Annotated in this window: 15 protein-coding genes; 4 read left to right on the forward strand and 11 right to left on the reverse strand. The window is 54.6% G+C overall.

Translation table 11 applies throughout. The features are described from left to right. Nucleotides 1–524: 524 nt before the first annotated feature. Nucleotides 525–1,550 (forward strand): aspartate carbamoyltransferase, encoded by a 1,026-nt coding sequence (locus ACQKE4_RS15525; RefSeq protein ID WP_427389264.1) that lies wholly within the window; start codon nucleotides 525–527, stop codon nucleotides 1,548–1,550. 39 nt (nucleotides 1,551–1,589) lie between these two features. Here ACQKE4_RS15525 and ruvX read toward each other — a convergent pair whose 3' ends face one another. The 7 genes from ruvX to ACQKE4_RS15560 form a co-directional block, all read right to left on the reverse strand. Next, entirely contained in the window at nucleotides 1,590–2,045 is a 456-nt protein-coding gene (ruvX, locus tag ACQKE4_RS15530) for a Holliday junction resolvase RuvX (RefSeq protein ID WP_427389265.1), read from the reverse strand. Continuing rightward, nucleotides 2,045–2,602: a YqgE/AlgH family protein gene (locus tag ACQKE4_RS15535; RefSeq protein ID WP_427389266.1), complete on the reverse strand. Its 558-nt coding sequence runs from the start codon at nucleotides 2,600–2,602 to the stop codon at nucleotides 2,045–2,047. The genes ruvX and ACQKE4_RS15535 overlap by 1 nt, the downstream gene beginning before the upstream one ends. Before the next feature lie 69 nt (nucleotides 2,603–2,671). After that, a complete protein-coding gene (gshB, locus tag ACQKE4_RS15540) occupies nucleotides 2,672–3,628 on the reverse strand; it encodes a glutathione synthase (protein WP_427389267.1) in 957 nt (318 codons plus the stop codon). A 76-nt stretch (nucleotides 3,629–3,704) separates the two neighbouring features. Continuing rightward, on the reverse strand, nucleotides 3,705–4,397 hold the full coding sequence (locus tag ACQKE4_RS15545; RefSeq protein WP_427389268.1) for a CvfB family protein: 693 nt from the start codon (nucleotides 4,395–4,397) through the stop codon (nucleotides 3,705–3,707). Nucleotides 4,398–4,518: 121 nt separating this feature from the next. Then, entirely contained in the window at nucleotides 4,519–5,286 is a 768-nt protein-coding gene (locus ACQKE4_RS15550) for a 16S rRNA (uracil(1498)-N(3))-methyltransferase (protein ID WP_427389269.1), read from the reverse strand. Nucleotides 5,287–5,289: 3 nt separating this feature from the next. Next, the gene (gene secB / locus ACQKE4_RS15555) at nucleotides 5,290–5,790 is read right to left on the reverse strand and encodes a protein-export chaperone SecB (RefSeq protein ID WP_290837006.1); all 501 of its coding nucleotides are present in this window, start codon (nucleotides 5,788–5,790) and stop codon (nucleotides 5,290–5,292) included. Between the two features lie 41 nt (nucleotides 5,791–5,831). Then, a complete protein-coding gene (locus ACQKE4_RS15560) occupies nucleotides 5,832–6,254 on the reverse strand; it encodes a rhodanese-like domain-containing protein (protein ID WP_427389270.1) in 423 nt (140 codons plus the stop codon). A 282-nt stretch (nucleotides 6,255–6,536) separates the two neighbouring features. On the opposite strand from ACQKE4_RS15560, the gene gpmI reads away from it, so the two are divergent. The 3 genes from gpmI (at nucleotide 6,537) to ACQKE4_RS15575 (ending at nucleotide 10,655) form a co-directional block, all read left to right on the forward strand. Further along, a complete protein-coding gene (gpmI, locus tag ACQKE4_RS15565; RefSeq protein WP_427389271.1) occupies nucleotides 6,537–8,102 on the forward strand; it encodes a 2,3-bisphosphoglycerate-independent phosphoglycerate mutase in 1,566 nt (521 codons plus the stop codon). Beyond that, nucleotides 8,102–9,244, forward strand: coding sequence for a murein hydrolase activator EnvC family protein (locus tag ACQKE4_RS15570; RefSeq protein ID WP_427389306.1), 1,143 nt, complete (start codon nucleotides 8,102–8,104; stop codon nucleotides 9,242–9,244). The genes gpmI and ACQKE4_RS15570 overlap by 1 nt, the downstream gene beginning before the upstream one ends. 97 nt (nucleotides 9,245–9,341) lie before the next feature. Beyond that, nucleotides 9,342–10,655 carry a S41 family peptidase gene (locus ACQKE4_RS15575; RefSeq protein ID WP_427389272.1) on the forward strand — a complete coding sequence of 438 codons (1,314 nt, stop codon included), beginning with the start codon at nucleotides 9,342–9,344 and terminating at the stop codon, nucleotides 10,653–10,655. A 58-nt stretch (nucleotides 10,656–10,713) separates the two neighbouring features. On the opposite strand, the gene ACQKE4_RS15580 is transcribed toward ACQKE4_RS15575, so the two are convergent. From ACQKE4_RS15580 to ACQKE4_RS15595, 4 genes are all read right to left on the reverse strand, one after another. Further along, nucleotides 10,714–11,976: a UbiH/UbiF/VisC/COQ6 family ubiquinone biosynthesis hydroxylase gene (locus ACQKE4_RS15580; RefSeq protein WP_427389273.1), complete on the reverse strand. Its 1,263-nt coding sequence runs from the start codon at nucleotides 11,974–11,976 to the stop codon at nucleotides 10,714–10,716. Nucleotides 11,977–12,004: 28 nt separating this feature from the next. Next, complete coding sequence (gene ubiH / locus ACQKE4_RS15585; protein ID WP_427389274.1) at nucleotides 12,005–13,234, reverse strand: 2-octaprenyl-6-methoxyphenyl hydroxylase; 1,230 nt, start codon at nucleotides 13,232–13,234, stop codon at nucleotides 12,005–12,007. A 92-nt stretch (nucleotides 13,235–13,326) separates the two neighbouring features. Continuing rightward, nucleotides 13,327–14,682, reverse strand: coding sequence for a Xaa-Pro aminopeptidase (gene pepP / locus ACQKE4_RS15590; protein ID WP_427389275.1), 1,356 nt, complete (start codon nucleotides 14,680–14,682; stop codon nucleotides 13,327–13,329). Between the two features lie 32 nt (nucleotides 14,683–14,714). Further along, on the reverse strand, nucleotides 14,715–15,293 hold the full coding sequence (locus ACQKE4_RS15595) for a UPF0149 family protein (protein ID WP_427389276.1): 579 nt from the start codon (nucleotides 15,291–15,293) through the stop codon (nucleotides 14,715–14,717). Between the last annotated feature and the right edge of the window lie 67 nt (nucleotides 15,294–15,360).

Genomic DNA, 15,360 nt, shown 5'->3' on the forward strand with positions numbered 1-15,360 from the left:
GACTCGCCGAAGACAGCAAAAGCGGATCAAACTTGGCTCAAGGTTCAAACGAATTCATTTCAATTTACATTGCCATGACCGCTTGCCTTGATATTTGGTGATTTGTCACCGCATCAGCAAGCGCCCACATGAATTACCTGATCAAATTGTTAAAGAGCTGTTTTCGCTGTGCTGGCTGAATGACCTGAACCGTGTTGCCTCAGCGAGGAAGGCGTATTCTACGCACTTCCGGGTGGTTGTCAACCGCTGTTTTTAGCGAGTGAAGCGAGCGATCCAATCTATAACAAGACGGCGCTAACTTCCTGACAAACCAGAGGTTTTCAACCTCTTTCACCGCTGGTAACGCTTGGCGTCCCCGGCAGCGGATGCGTACTTTACGGATTCAAAGCCGGGTTGGCAAGCGCTTTTGTAGAAAAATTACACATTGCCAGATTTAACAGCATGAAACCCCTTCGGCACCAGCATGATTGACGGTTACACTACCGCTATCTACCGCTCTTTCCACCACTGTGCCGAGGATCGCTATGAGCCACCATTTGCTAACTGTCGACTCATTAAACCGCGAAAGCGTAGACCACTTACTGCGTGTAGCTGCGCGTATGGAGCCGATTGCTCAGCGACGCCAGGTAACGCGAGTATTAGAAGGGGCCGTACTCGGTAATCTGTTTTTTGAAGCCAGCACCCGTACACGCGTCAGCTTCAATGCTGCCTTTTGCCGGTTGGGCGGCAGTGTGTGTGACACCACAGGCTTTACCTTCTCTTCTATGGCAAAGGGGGAGTCGCTATATGACACCAGCCGGGTAATGAGTGGCTACTGCGATGCGATTGTCATGCGCCACCCTGACCAGGGCTCGGTGGCTGAGTTTGCTGCGGCAACCAATGTGCCGGTCATTAATGGCGGTGATGGCCCTGGCGAGCATCCCAGCCAAGCACTGCTTGACCTTTATACGATTGATAAAGAGTTTCAGCGATTAGGAAAATCGCTTAGTGGCGCACATATTCTGCTTACTGGTGATTTAAAGTACGGTCGAACCGTGCATTCCCTGATTAAGCTATTGTCACTTTATGACCCGTTACGCATCACCCTGGTGTCACCACCAGGACTTGAAATGCCCTCCAAACTGATCGACTTAGTGGCGTCCCGCGGCCACCGCATTGAGCAGCGCGAATCATTAGCGAGTGATTTTGCTGATTTAGACGTGGTGTACACCACGCGCATTCAGAAAGAGCGTTTTACCGATGAGATGAATGAGAGCTTTCAAGGCCTTTCTGATGACTTCATGGTTAATCGTGATTTTCTCGACCACCGCTGCAGCCAAAGCACCATTGTGATGCACCCATTGCCCAGAGATAGCCGCCCAGGTGCGAATGATTTAAACGTAGACCTTAACGGCGACCCTCGGTTGGCGATTTTCCGCCAAACGGATAACGGTATTCCTATGCGGATGGCAATTTTCGCAACGTTGCTAAACGTCGATGAACTGATCGAACAAGATCTGCGACCAGTGCGTTGGTATGTACCCGCTCAAACAGGCACGTTAGATCGCTAAAGCGGAGAGATGATTAAAAACTAGGGTTAAAGATAAGCATTATAGAGACAAGCGCCCGCCAGGTAAGCCTTCCTGGTGGGCAAACCAGCCCTCTAGAATAAGAATAGCCGCGATGCCATCGACACTATCTTGTCGATAGTTACCTTTATGACCCGCCTCGCGAGCGATTAGCTTAGCCTCCCGCGTGGTGCCGCGCTCGTCGACCATTTCACACGGCTTGCCAAAACGGCCATGCAGACGATTACCAAACTTGCGCGCGCGAATACTCATATCTGATTCGCTACCGTCCATATTCAGCGGTAATCCCACTACTAACAGATCCGGCTGCCACTCGTTAAGTAGCCGCGATACGACATTCCAATCGGGAATCCCATCTCGCGCTGTCAGAGGGTTAAGCTCTCGTGCACTGCGCAGCAGCTCATTGCCCACCGCCACACCGATACGCCGGGTGCCGTAATCAAAAGCCAGAATTAAGCGCTGCCCCGCCTCTGCCATCAAGCGTGCCCCGCATCTCGGGTCATTAGGTTAAGGTCAATACCGAGTAAGCCAGCCGCCGCGCTTAGACGTTCAACAGGAGGAGTGTTAAATAACACGCTCCCCTGGGCTTCTACCGTTAGCCAGCTGTTCTCCTTAAGCTCTTCTTCCAGCTGTCCTACTTCCCAGCCAGCGCACCCCAAACAGACTAGAAACTGTTCGGGTCCCTCACCAGCAGCAAAGGCCTGCAGAATATCCAAAGACGTGGTGAGCGCAATGCCATCTTCTACTTGGATACTTGAGTCCCACTGCTGGCTATCACCAACATGGAGAATAAAGCCGCGATCCTTGTGCATCGGGCCACCGTAATAAACCGGCGCATTGCGGTGCGGGCTTGATTCCCCACCCAATTCCAGTTGATCAAACAGCGCTTCAAGGGTGATCTCTAACGGTCGGTTAGCAATCACCCCCATGCAGCCATTGTTATCATGATCGCAAAGATAGATAAGCGTACCGGAGAAATTAGCGTCTTCTAGATGTGGCATCGCCATTAGAAAGTGATGTTTCAAACTTTGCATGCGTCTCCCACTGCCTACTGGTACCCAGTAGGCGTAGCGTAATGAGTGTAATTATAAGCGACGCCGTGCTTAGGCTAAGCGTCGCTCAATAGCATCCAGCAACAGACCGGCAATATTAGTGCCTCGCTGATCATCAATCTCACGCACGCAAGTAGGGCTAGTGACGTTGATTTCAGTAATATAGTCACCGATGACATCAAGCCCCACGAACATTAAGCCCTTTTCACGAATCATCGGTTGTACTTGCTGAATAAGCCAGTAGTCGCGTTCGGTCAGTTCACGGCTTACGCCTCGTCCACCGGCAGCCAAGTTTCCACGGGTTTCACCCGCCGAGGGAATACGCGCCAGCCCATAAGGGACAGGTTCACCATCGACCAGCAGAATACGCGTGTCGCCGTCTTTGATTTCGGGCAGATAGCGCTGGGCCATAATCTGCCGCTGACCGCGCAAGGTAAGCTGCTCAATCACCGCGCCGATATTGCGACCTTCGGGGCCAATATGAAAAATGCCGGTGCCCCCCATGCCGTCTAGCGGCTTGAAGATCACATCACCATGTTCCGCGTGGAAGGCACGCAGTACGTCGTCGCGGCTTGCGACGATGGTAGGCGCACAGCACTGGGGAAACTGCTGGGCAAACAGCTTTTCATTGCATTGTAAAAGCGCCGCCGTAGGGTTAACCACCAGCACGCCTTCACGTTCGGCAAAACCCAACAGATGCACAGCGTTGGTGAACTCAGTATCGACGGGCGGGTCTTTGCGCATCAGCACTACATCAAGCTCGACCAGGGGGCGGGCGGACGCTTCGCCTAAGTCGTACCAATGCTTAGGATCACGGTGCACTGTCAAGGGCCGCATGCGCGCATAAGCTTGGCCCGCATTTAAGAAAAGATCTTCCTGCTCCATATAGTGCAGGGTATAACCACGCTCCTGAGCAGCCCATAGCATGGCCATGGTGGTATCTTTCTTGTAAGCGATGTCGCTGATGGGATCCATCACAACGCCGAGATGCAGATTTGATTGGCTCATCGGGGCACTATCCAAACATGAACAATTGGCGCTCAGTATGCCGCACTGCTCGCCTGGCTCCAACTGCCCCCGCTAACTACTCACTCAGTGCGCCGGGCACGATGCGAATGGCGTCGGGCTCAAGGGTGATCAACTGCTGCTTATAAAGCCGCCCAATCGCCTGTTTATAAGCACTTTTACTGACGCCTAAACGCGCTTTAATTTCATGCGCAGCACTTTTATCACCCAGAGCCAAATAGCCGCCGCTTTCTCGCAGTGCCTGCATGATTTTGTCGCCAACCACATCTAAACGAGCGGCACCGGGCGGTAGCAGTGAAATATTGAGTCGGCCATCTTCACGGCGCTGCTTTACATACCCTTTAACTGTCTGGCCACGGCGCAGTGGCTGTGTAACGTCATCCTGGTAAATAAGTCCCCAGTAGCGATGATTGACTACGACTTTCATACCTAAATCAGTACGGTCAGCCACTACCACGGCCACTTCATCGCCTTTTTCCAACGCCCAGGCATCATCGGTTAGAAAGCGATCCAGCTTCATTGTGGCCACCGGGCGTCCCTGTTCATCGCTATACAACATCACCAATACACGCTTTCCAGCATCAGGGCGAAAATTCTGTTCGCTAAACGGTAGCAATACATCTTTTGGCTGCCCCCACTGCAAAAACGCGCCAATATTATTGACGGCCGTGACCGTTAAGTAAGCCACTTCACCCAACTGGGCGGCTGCATCGCTGGCGGATCGAGGGGATGAGTGAGACTCACGGACCATGGGTGACGTCCTTCAAGAAGAATAGATAACCATTATGGTGTGTTCAGGGCGTAAGGCAACGTACGGTGGGGTGAGAGGGAAGCTGCATTTGATAAACAATGCCCTCACTGATAGTAAGTACTTACAAATCGCCAAAATAGTGCTGAAGTAAGGAGAGTGCCACGATCGGTGCTGTTTCGGTACGTAGAACACGTGGGCCGAGTGTGAGCGGTGTAAAGGCAGCATGTTGGGCGGCCACAATATCACTTCCGCTCAACCCGCCTTCCGGGCCAATAAGCAGCGCCACCGAAGTAGGACGACCTTGTCGATCAAAGGCATTGCCTGTCGCCAGATGCAGCATCAAGCGCAGTGGCTCTTGTCGTTCTTCAAGCCATGCTTGAAGCGACATAGGCGGATAAACCACCGGCACCACCGCACGCCCGCTCTGCTCACAGGCGCTGGCTGCAACTGCCTGCCAATGGGCCAGCTTTTTGTCTTCACGGTCACCTTTTAAGCGTACATCACCGCGCTCGGTATAAAGCGGAGTAATAGCGGCAACCCCCAGTTCCACAGCTTTCTGAATGGCGTAATCCATTCGGTCGCCTTTGGAGATCGCTTGGCCTAAATGAACTGACAGTGGCGACTCACCGCTGCCCGTCCATACCGCCTCAACACGCGCCAGTGCTTGCTTGCGGTTTACCTCTGCCAAGCATACACCTGCCTCAAGGCCTTCGCCGTCAAACAGCACTAGCGGCGAACCTTCACCCATGCGTAATACCCGCGTGATATGTCGGGCCGGGCCTTCAGGCAACGCTAATACATCGCCCGCTACGAAGGCAGCGGGCACATAAACGCGTGGCATTTTGCCATGCTGAGCATACCAATCAGCGGCTTGCAGTGTTTCAGGCATCGCTTAATGGGTATTTTCGGCGGCTTGCTTGGCTTCGCGCTGCTTACGCTGAGCGTACATCGCTTCGAAGTTTACCGGCGCCAGCATCAGCGGCGGGAAACCACCACGGTTGACTAAGTTATCCACGCACTCACGGGCGTAGGGGAACAGCAAGTTAGGGCAGAATGCACCCAGTGTCTGTTCCAACTGCGCACCTTCAATACCCGAAATACGGAACAGGCCCGCCTGCTCAACTTCTGCCAGGAAAGAGGTCGTGCCGCTTTCGCTGTCATTAACCTGAGCGGTCACTTTCACCACCACTTCATACTGGTCATCAGCAATTTGGGTGCTGGTGGTATTCAGGTCCAGATTGACCTTCGGTTTGAACGACTGCTTAAACACCGTGGGTGAGTTAGGCGCTTCAAACGAAATATCTTTTACATAAATACGCTGCAGCGAAAACTTAAGCTGCGGCTTTTCATCTGCTGCGGCACCCGCCTGCGGTGTGTTGTTATCTTCCGCCATGAGAAAACTCCTAATTGTTCATTAAATAAATATAGCGATGGTTACTTTTTAACCACCGGAAGACCATCGCCTTGCCACTGCGCCATACCGCCTCTCAACTTGTAAGCGCGCTCGAAGCCTGCTTTCGCAAGCTTAGCTTGGGCTGCGCCAGAGCTCTGTCCGTGCTTGCAAACCACAATGATCGGCTGGGCTTTTACTTTGTCCAGTTCGGTCATGCGGCTATCGAGGTTGCTTTGCGGAATATTACGCGCACCCGCAATGTGGCCAGCCTTGAAGTCTTTGCTTTCACGGATGTCCAGCACCACCGCATCTTCGCGGTTGATAAGCTGAGTGGCCTCAGTGGCGGTCAATGCATTGGTGGAGGCACTGCGCGTCTCGTAAATAAGCCACGCTATTAGTACCAGCAAAAATGCCCCAACCAGCAGGGGGTGGTTCTGTACGAATTCGAACACCTGATCGATCATCGCGAACACAATCTCTTGGTCTATGCAGAAAAAAGCGGCCTAACCGCTGCCAAAACGCGACAAGTATACACGTCCGATAGCTTCCCGCGCAGGCCTAGGAGGCTGTCCGGCTTGGCCGATCGTCGCGAGAAGTACAAATTCGCAGTAGATCAATGCTCAGCCGGACAGGCTCCTAAATCATGACGCCTGGCAGTTGCCTGCGTTATGATGCCCCAAGCGTGCGCCCGTCGCGACCCCGAATTACCGAGTCGTTCGGCTTGCCAATCTTAACGAGGTTTTATTATGGATACTTCTCGCACCCCACGCCCGGTGGCGCTGATCATTCTCGACGGCTACGGTCACAACCCTGAGAGCGACCATAATGCGGTGGCCACGGCCAACAAGCCGGTGATGGACAAGCTTTGGGCGAGCCGTCCCCATGCCTTTGTTCATACCGATGGCCTGCATGTTGGCTTGCCCGAAGGGCAAATGGGCAACTCCGAAGTCGGGCATATGAATATTGGTGCGGGACGTATTGTTTACCAGGATTTCACGCGTATCAGCAAAGCAATTAAAGATGGCGACCTGGATGTGAATGAAAACCTCACCCAGCCGATTGACGAAGCCGTCGCTAACGGACGACCAGTCCACTTACTTGGCCTGCTCTCCCCCGGTGGCGTCCACAGCCATGAAGACCATTTTATTGCCATGGCCGAACTTGCCGCGCGCCGCGGTGCCCAGCGTATTTTTATTCACGCCTTTCTCGATGGCCGAGATATGCCGCCGCAAAGCGCTCTGGCGTCTATTGAGCGTGCCAATGCCCGCCTGGCAGAACTGGTGGGTGCTGATAATGGCTTTGTTGCCTCGGTTATTGGTCGCTTTTACGCCATGGATCGTGACAACCGCTGGGAGCGCGTGGAGCAAGCGTACCGCTTATTGACCGAAGGCCACGCCGAACATTACGTCTCCAGTGCAGAAACAGCCCTGCGTGAGGCTTATCAACGTGGAGAAACCGATGAATTTGTTGCCGCCAGCAGCATACTGCTTAAAGACGGTTCGATTACACTGCAAGATGGTGACGCCGCGATCTTCCTTAACTTCCGCTCTGACCGCGCCCGGGAGCTAACCCGTGCTTTTGCCGAGCCAGACTTTAAAGGTTTCGAGCGCCATGGGTGCCCTAAGCTAGCCGGCCAAGGGCTAGTCATGATGACGCAATACGCGGCCGACATTCCCGCACCTGCCGCCTTCCCCCCGTCGGATCTTAACGACACTTTGGGCGAAGTGGTGGCTAAGCGCGGCTTGAAGCAACTGCGCATCGCCGAAACCGAGAAGTACCCTCACGTTACCTTCTTCTTCTCTGGAGGCAATGAAACTGAGTTTGAAGGCGAAACGCGGATTCTACTGCCATCGCCACAAGACGTTCGCACTTACGACGAAAAGCCTGAAATGAGCGCCTTTGAAATTACTGACAAGCTCGTTGAGGCAATTGATGGCGGAAGCTTTGACCTTATTGTTTGCAACTACGCCAATGGCGATATGGTCGGCCATACCGGTGACTTCGATGCCGCAGTTAAAGCCATTGAAACAGTCGATACCTGCGTGGGTCGCGTGGTGGAAGCCATTGAGCGCGCTGGTGGCGCCTGCTTGATTACCGCCGACCACGGCAATGCCGAGCAGATGGTGCACCCCGTGACCGGTGAGCCACAAACCGCCCATACTACCTTTTTAGTGCCTCTCATCTATGTAGGCGAACGTCCTGCCACATTAGAAGAGGGTCGCTTATGCGACCTGGCCCCCACGCTACTGACCATGATGAACCAGGCGCAGCCCGAGGCAATGACCGGGAAGCCGCTGATTCATTTTACATAATGCTTATGCGGTGGTGGTTAGCATTCGCGGTCGTGTTGGCGCTAGGGTATGCGCCAGCCGCCTTTGCCCAACAAGATGAAGGGGCCGCGCGCCAGCAATTGGATGCGATTGGCCAGGAGATTGAATCCCTAGGCCAACGCCTTTCATCTACGGGACAAGCACGCGATAACGCTGAGCGCGAGCTTCGCGAGGTGGAAACAGAGCTTGCCGCTACCCACCAGCGCTTAGATACCCTCCAGGCAGAGCGCCGCCAGCTAGACGAAGAGACGACCCAGCTACGTCAGCACCGTGACCGCCTAGAGAGCGAGCGTGCCAATCAATACGCCGCTTTGGGGCAACAGCTCTCAGCGCTTTACCGCCTTGGACCAACGCCACAGCTCAAGCTGCTGCTTAACCAGGGCGACCCGGCTGAGCTTGATCGTATGCAGGCGTACCTAAATCGACTCACTGAGGCGCGTAATCGCCGTTTAAGCGATATTGCTCGTCTCGATACCGCCCTGGCCGATACCCAAAACGAGCTAAGTGAGCGACAAGCCCGTCTGGACATATTAGCTGGCGAGCTGGAGGAGCAGAGCGCGCTACTTGCCCAGCGCACCACCGAGCGCCGCAGCGTTGTGTCTAACCTAGATGACCGCTATGGCAGCGAAGAGGAGCGATTGGCCGACCTCAACCAGAGCCGTGAAGAAGCCGAGCGCGTGCTGCGTAATATTCAAGCAGAGATGGCAAAGCTTGCCGAACCCACTCCTACTACGCATATTGTAAGCACCCAAGGCGATTTGCCTTGGCCGGTTCAAGGCGCTATTAGCAGCAACTTTAACCATCGCGATGGCGTGCATTATAACGGTATTGTGATTCAAGCCAGCGCAGGCACCCCCGTCACCGCGGTACACACCGGCCGCGTGGTATTTGCCGACTGGATGCGTGGGTTTGGAAATTTGCTCATTATCGATCACGGCGATCAGATAATGACGCTGCATGCTCACCTGCAGCAGTTTAGCGTCAGGCCAGGTCAGCAAGTTAATCGCGGCGATGAAATTGGTCGTGTTGGCGATAGCGGCGGCCAAACACGGGCAGCGCTTTACTTTGAAGTTCGCCGCGGCGGCGCACCAATTAATCCACAGCGTTGGATTGCGCGCCGCTGACGGGATAAGCTGCACAATAATGAATGTTTTTATAGTTTAGCTATTACTACTACAAGATAACGCGTTTTAGCGTTATCTATCGCCTTGCGGAGTCTGCATGACGCTATTTGTTACCGAGGTATCAGCCCCGACCAAGCGCTTCTTGGCTACCCTGCTTCCGATTGTTTTACTGTCGGCTCCGCTACCGTTGCTCGCCCAATCCAGCGCTAACGGAGCAAACCAAAATGCTAGCGTTGCGCTGCCCTTAGAAGAGATTCAAACTTTCGCAGAGGTATTTGAACGCATCAAGCGTGCCTATGTTGAAGAAGTGGATGACAGCACTCTATTACGTAACGCCATGCGCGGTATGCTCAGCGAGCTAGATCCCCACTCCGCCTATCTTGATGAGGAGGAGTACCAAAGCCTGCGTGAGTCTACTCAAGGCGAATTTGGCGGCATCGGTATCGAAGTGGGTATGGAGAATGGCCAATTAATGGTTATTACCCCCATTGATGATACGCCTGCTTCCCGAGCAGGGTTACTGTCTCGCGATGTTATCGTCGCGATCGACGGCACGCCCACCGATAGCATGTCTTTGCAAGAAGCCGTCACCCTGATGCGCGGCGAACCCAATACCCAGCTGCGCATCAGCATCCTGCGCACAGGTGAAGACACCCCGCGTGAATTCACCCTGACCCGGGAGATTATTCGTAGCGAAAGCGTCAAGCATGAGCTGCTTGAACCGGGCTACGGCTATCTACGCATTAGCCAATTCCAGTCGCGCACGCCAGATCAAGCCCGCGATTCACTTGAGCGCATGGCACGCGAACAGCCACTGGAAGGTTTGATACTCGATTTACGTAATAACCCCGGTGGCGTTCTGCAAGCCGCCGTAGGTATTGCCGACCTGTTCTTGGATGAAGGGCTGATTGTGTATACCGAAGGGCGACTGGCAGATACCGAGATGTCTTTCTCCGCCACCCGCACAACGCCCGCTGGTGATGTGCCACTCATCGTACTGATCAACGGCGGCAGTGCCTCTGCGGCTGAAATCGTAGCGGGAGCGCTTCAGGATCAGCGGCGCGGTGTCATTATGGGTACGGATAGCTTCGGCAAAGGCTCGGTACAACAGATTATGCCGCTCGGTAATGGGGAAGGTCTCAAGCTCACCACGGCGCTCTACTACACACCCAATGGCCGCTCCATTCAGGCTCAAGGTATTGAGCCTGATGTAGAAGTGGTACGCGGACGGCTGGAGGTTGCCGAGAGCCGCCGCGAGATTCGCGAAGCAGATCTGGATGGCCACTTAAGCGGACAACAGGCGCCCCGTGATCGCCAACAGATGGCCGAGCGCCTACGCGATGATTATCAGCTTAGCGAAGCCCTCAACCTGCTCAAGGCACTGAACGTCGTTGATCGCCGCCGCCGCTAACGGCACTGTTATAACGGCAACCCGGTTTAACGACAACCTGGTTTAACGACAACCTGGTTTAACGACAACTGAGAGGCAGGCGACCGCGCTCACCGGTCGCCTGCCGCATTAGCACGCGCTTCAATGGCACCAACTGATTCATCCCGCTCATGCCTAGATTTCGCGCCAGCGTTAGGGCGGGATCGTGGGTGCCAAACAGCACTTTAAAGCCTTTCATTAGCCCTAACATGGCGCTGTTATCAAAGCGCCGACGGCGCTCGTAGCGTCTTAACGTGCTCATTTCCCCCCAAGGTGCGCCGCGCTGCCAGGCGTTGACTACCTCTTCAGCTAATACCGCCGCATCCATTAGCCCTAAATTAACCCCCTGGCCTGCCAGCGGATGGATACTGTGAGCAGCGTCGCCGATCAGCGCGAAATGCGGCTGTACATAGTGACGGGCATGGCGCTGGACTAACGGAAACCGGTGGGCCTTATCGCAGGCGGTCACTTGCCCTAAGCGGTGGCCAAATGCCTCTCCTAAAGCCTCGCCCAGCGCTTCTTGGGAAAGCCCGCTAAGCTCGGCGGCATGCGTGGCTGTTGTCGACCATACAATAGAGCAGTAACGATCGTTTCCCTCCACGGTTAACGGTAGAAACGCGAGCGGACGACCCTCTATAAACGCCTGCCGCGCAACGCCACCATGCGGTTTTGAGCACGTCACCGTGGTCACCACGGCATCTTGCTGCATATCGTCACTGTCGACTTCAATACCCGCCATTTCACGCAGCATGGATTGGGCACCATCGGCCGCCACGATTAACGGTGCATGTAGCTTGCGTCCATCGTCCAGCACCAGCCAGTCGCCCTTTGATGAACAACTCATATCGTTAGCACGTTGGAGCGCCTCCACTCGCACGCCAAAAAACGTGGCGACATTGGGATGGTCGATCACCTGATTATTGAGTGCCGCGAGCGTGATCGCGTTCTCTACGATATGCCCTAACACGGCCACCCCCGCTTCATCAGCGGAAAAGGCAATCTCGCCGCTGCCCTCGGCATCCCATACCTGCATACCCCGGTATGGCGTAACCCGGGTCTGCTGCATGGTGGGCCAGACAGCTAAATGGGTCAGTAATCGCTGGGAAACCGGTGTCAGTGCGCTTACCCGCGCGGCAGGCAAATGGCCGACAGCATTGTTCAGGCGCAGTGGAGCAGGCTGGGCTTCAACAAGCGCTACCTGCATACCTGCCTGGGCCAATAACGCGCAAAGTGCCGTTCCGACCATACCACCGCCGACAATGATCGCCTCAAAGCTGTACGTTGATGGTGAGCCCTTATGCATAGCAATCCTTTTCAGTAGCATTAGCGTTTTAGCGTTCTAATCCCATGGCGCGCCTGGCTAGACCACGGCGCAGCGGCCCAATAAGATTCAAGCCAATTAATCCTGCAGCTCGGGCATGGGGCAGTAGCGGAAAAGATAGGCCAAACAAGCGCACCAGGCCGTCACTGAAACGAATGACGTTGGCGCGATCTTGGGAGCGCTGTTTCTCAAATGCTTGCAGTGTGGTCATGTCACCTAACTGGCGATTAGCCAGCACCCCCTGCTCCAACGCTTCGACAAGATCCATCACCCCGCGCAGGGCAAGATTAAAGCCCTGGCCAGCGACTGGGTGAAGCGCGTGAGCGGCATTGCCTAGTACCGCAAGCCCAGGACGCACGGGCTCTTCAGCGGTGACCAGTGATAGCGGATAGGTATAGCGGGTACCCACGCGAGTAAACCGGCCAACGCGATCGCCAAATGCGCGCTGCAGCTGAAGTAGAAATTCGCGGTCAGAAAGCGCCATACGCGCGCGCTCACTGCCACTTGGATGGGTCCACACCAGTTCCATAGCTTGACCCGGCAGTGGTAACAGTGCCATGGGCCCATGAGCAGTAAATCGCTCGTAAGCAATACCGTGATGGGGTTGGCTTACCCCGACATGAGCGATCAGCGCGGTTTGCTCATAGGGCTCACGGCGACTGCCAATGCCTAACTGCTCTTTAAGCCCCGACCGCCCTCCATCTGCGAGTACCGTTAAGCCTGCGGTAAGCTGACTGCCATCGGAAAGCTGCAGTTGATGCCCACCGGCGATGGGCGTGAGCTGCTCAACCTTCGCCGGGCAGTGCCATTCAAGCGGCAGACTGGCTAAGTGTTGATGTAGCACAAGGCCCATCCACGCATTGGGTATCACGTGGCCAAGCGCGGCTACGCCAAGTTCTTCAGCAGTTAACCTGGTCGCCCCTAAACGACCACGCTCGCTAATATGAATACGCTTGATAGGCGTTGCCTCTAAGCGCATAGCATCCCATACGCCCAACTGTTGAAAGCGCTGAGCCGAGCCTTCCGCAATGGCACTTGCCCGGGCATCAAAGCTTGGTTGCCAAGCGCTCTTAAGCGTCTGCGAAGCTAAGGGAGACGATTCAATAACCGCTACACGCCAACCATAACGCTTAATCAGCGGTGCTAAGGCGCAACCTAAACTGGCACCTACTAGCCCACCGCCCACAATGACAATGTCATGTGTCAGCGCTTGCCCAGCCGTTTGATTAGCACGCTGCATTGGCTTCTCCCACTCGCCTCTCTCTACCAAAGAGGTGATTATTATTTCGTAATGTAAATTACATAAAGGACACTTCTGACACTTTAGCCTGGTTACTTTTTAGCCATTAACGCTTCAATTTCTGCTATCTGCTTAGGCGCATCGGCAGTAAGTACCTCATGACTGTCATGAGTAACCACCACATTGTCTTCAATACGAATGCCAATACCTTGATAGGTAACAGGAATATCGTCATCACAGGGAATATAGAGGCCAGGCTCCACAGTCAGCACCATGCCTGCGACTAAGGACCGTGGTGTTTTCTCATCCAGCCGGTAGGTGCCAACATCATGCACATCCAACCCCAACCAGTGAGACGTGGAGTGCAGGTAGAAGCGTCGGTAGCTATCGTCATCAATGCGCGCCTGAACATCACCTTCCAGTAAGCCAAGCTCAATAAGGCCAGCGGTTAAGTCACGCACGACGCCTTGATGAATATCGGCCAGCGTGGCACCCGGCTTTATAGCGTCAACGGCGTGCTCCTGGGCCTCTAGCACCACTTGGTAGAGCGCTCGCTGGGCGTCGCTAAACCGTCCTGCAACCGGAAATGTACGGGTAATATCACCCGCATAAAGATCAAACTCAGCGCCAGCGTCAATCAATACCAAGTCGCCTTCACACAGCGGTGCGCTGTTCTCAATATAGTGCAGTACGCAGGCGTTGGCACCGCTGCCAACGATGGTGCTGTAGGCAGGCCCACTGGCGCCTTGCCAAACAAACTCATGCTCCAGTTCAGCCTGTAGTTGGAATTCACTAAGTCCTGGGCGTGAGACCTGCATAGCGCGCCGATGAGCACCTGCCGATATCGCTGCGGCGTGGCGCAGTAGTGCGATTTCAGCATCACTTTTGACTAACCGCATCTCATGTATCAGCGGGTTGATGTCCAGCCAACCTTTGAGCGGTGGCCGACCGTGCCGAAGCCCTGCGTGAGCCGCATGTAAGGCATCTTCAGCAATGCTGACTGCCTCAGCGCTGTCTAGCGGCAAATAAAGCAGCTCGCGCCCTGCGAGCAACCCACTCAACCGCTCGTCTCGCTCAGCATTTTCAAACGCCTGGTCAATACCGTGTTCAGCCACTACCCCCGCAGCACCTAAGCGCCGCCCAGTCCATACCTCCATCGTAGGGTCACGATCCAGGCAGAACACCACGCTTTCGCCTTCAGTACGACCTGGCAGCAGCACTAATAGCGCATCCGGCTCTTTAATGCCGGTCAGGTAATAAAAATCGCTATTCTGGCGGAAGGCGAATTCGCTATCACGCGAACGGGTCATCAGACCTGCGCCAGGCAGCACCACCGCACTATTGCTCGGCAGTTGGCTCATCAAGACATCACGCCGTTGGCGATATTCCGCTACGCCGATAGCTAAGGGGCGAGATAGCAAGGCAGGCAACGCGGGGGCAGACAACATAGAAATTCCTCAGCGATTTAGACAAAAGCGGATTAATGAACGGGCGCGTCGGTTTGTTCTACTTGCGGCATACCTGGGTGCTGCTCGGTGTAAAGCAGCATAGCGGCCATGCGCGCATGCTCAGTCAATGCAAAAAGATCGTTCTCGTTTTCGGGGCTATCATCAATATCCGTATCAATTCGCCCAATCCCTTCTAGGTCACTGATCGCCTCTCTTAGCGCTTGCGACCAGCGTTCGCGAAGGTCGTTATCAGCCACTTCATCGACGACTTCGATAAAGCCCAGCGTCCACTCTTTTAAGCCCTGGGCCTGCTCGCCCAATGAAAAAAGCTCATCAGGAAGCAGCGGCGTATAATCCAGGTCGCTTGCGCTCAGCGCTTCGACGGTTTGCCGACGCCAGCCTAATAAGCGCTCAGCGCTTGCCTGGTCTCGAGGCTGTTCAACACCCAGGCTTTGGCAAACTTCATCCAGCCAAGCTTCAGCGCTTACATCCCGTAGCGCGAGCAGGGCACATAAGCGGCCATCTAAAAAAGCCGGCGACTGCATACTGCCGTGCAGTAAAAAAACATCCGCCACATTAGAGAAGTCCTGACGTTCATCAATCAATGACATAGTATTTAATGACCTCGTATTTAATGGCACCGTATTCACTCGTGCCGCTTGTGTGCGCGTTGACCGC

Origin of the sequence: Halomonas sp. NPDC076908 (genome assembly GCF_050269715.1) — a bacterium.
Classification (GTDB): Bacteria; Pseudomonadota; Gammaproteobacteria; order Pseudomonadales; family Halomonadaceae; genus Vreelandella.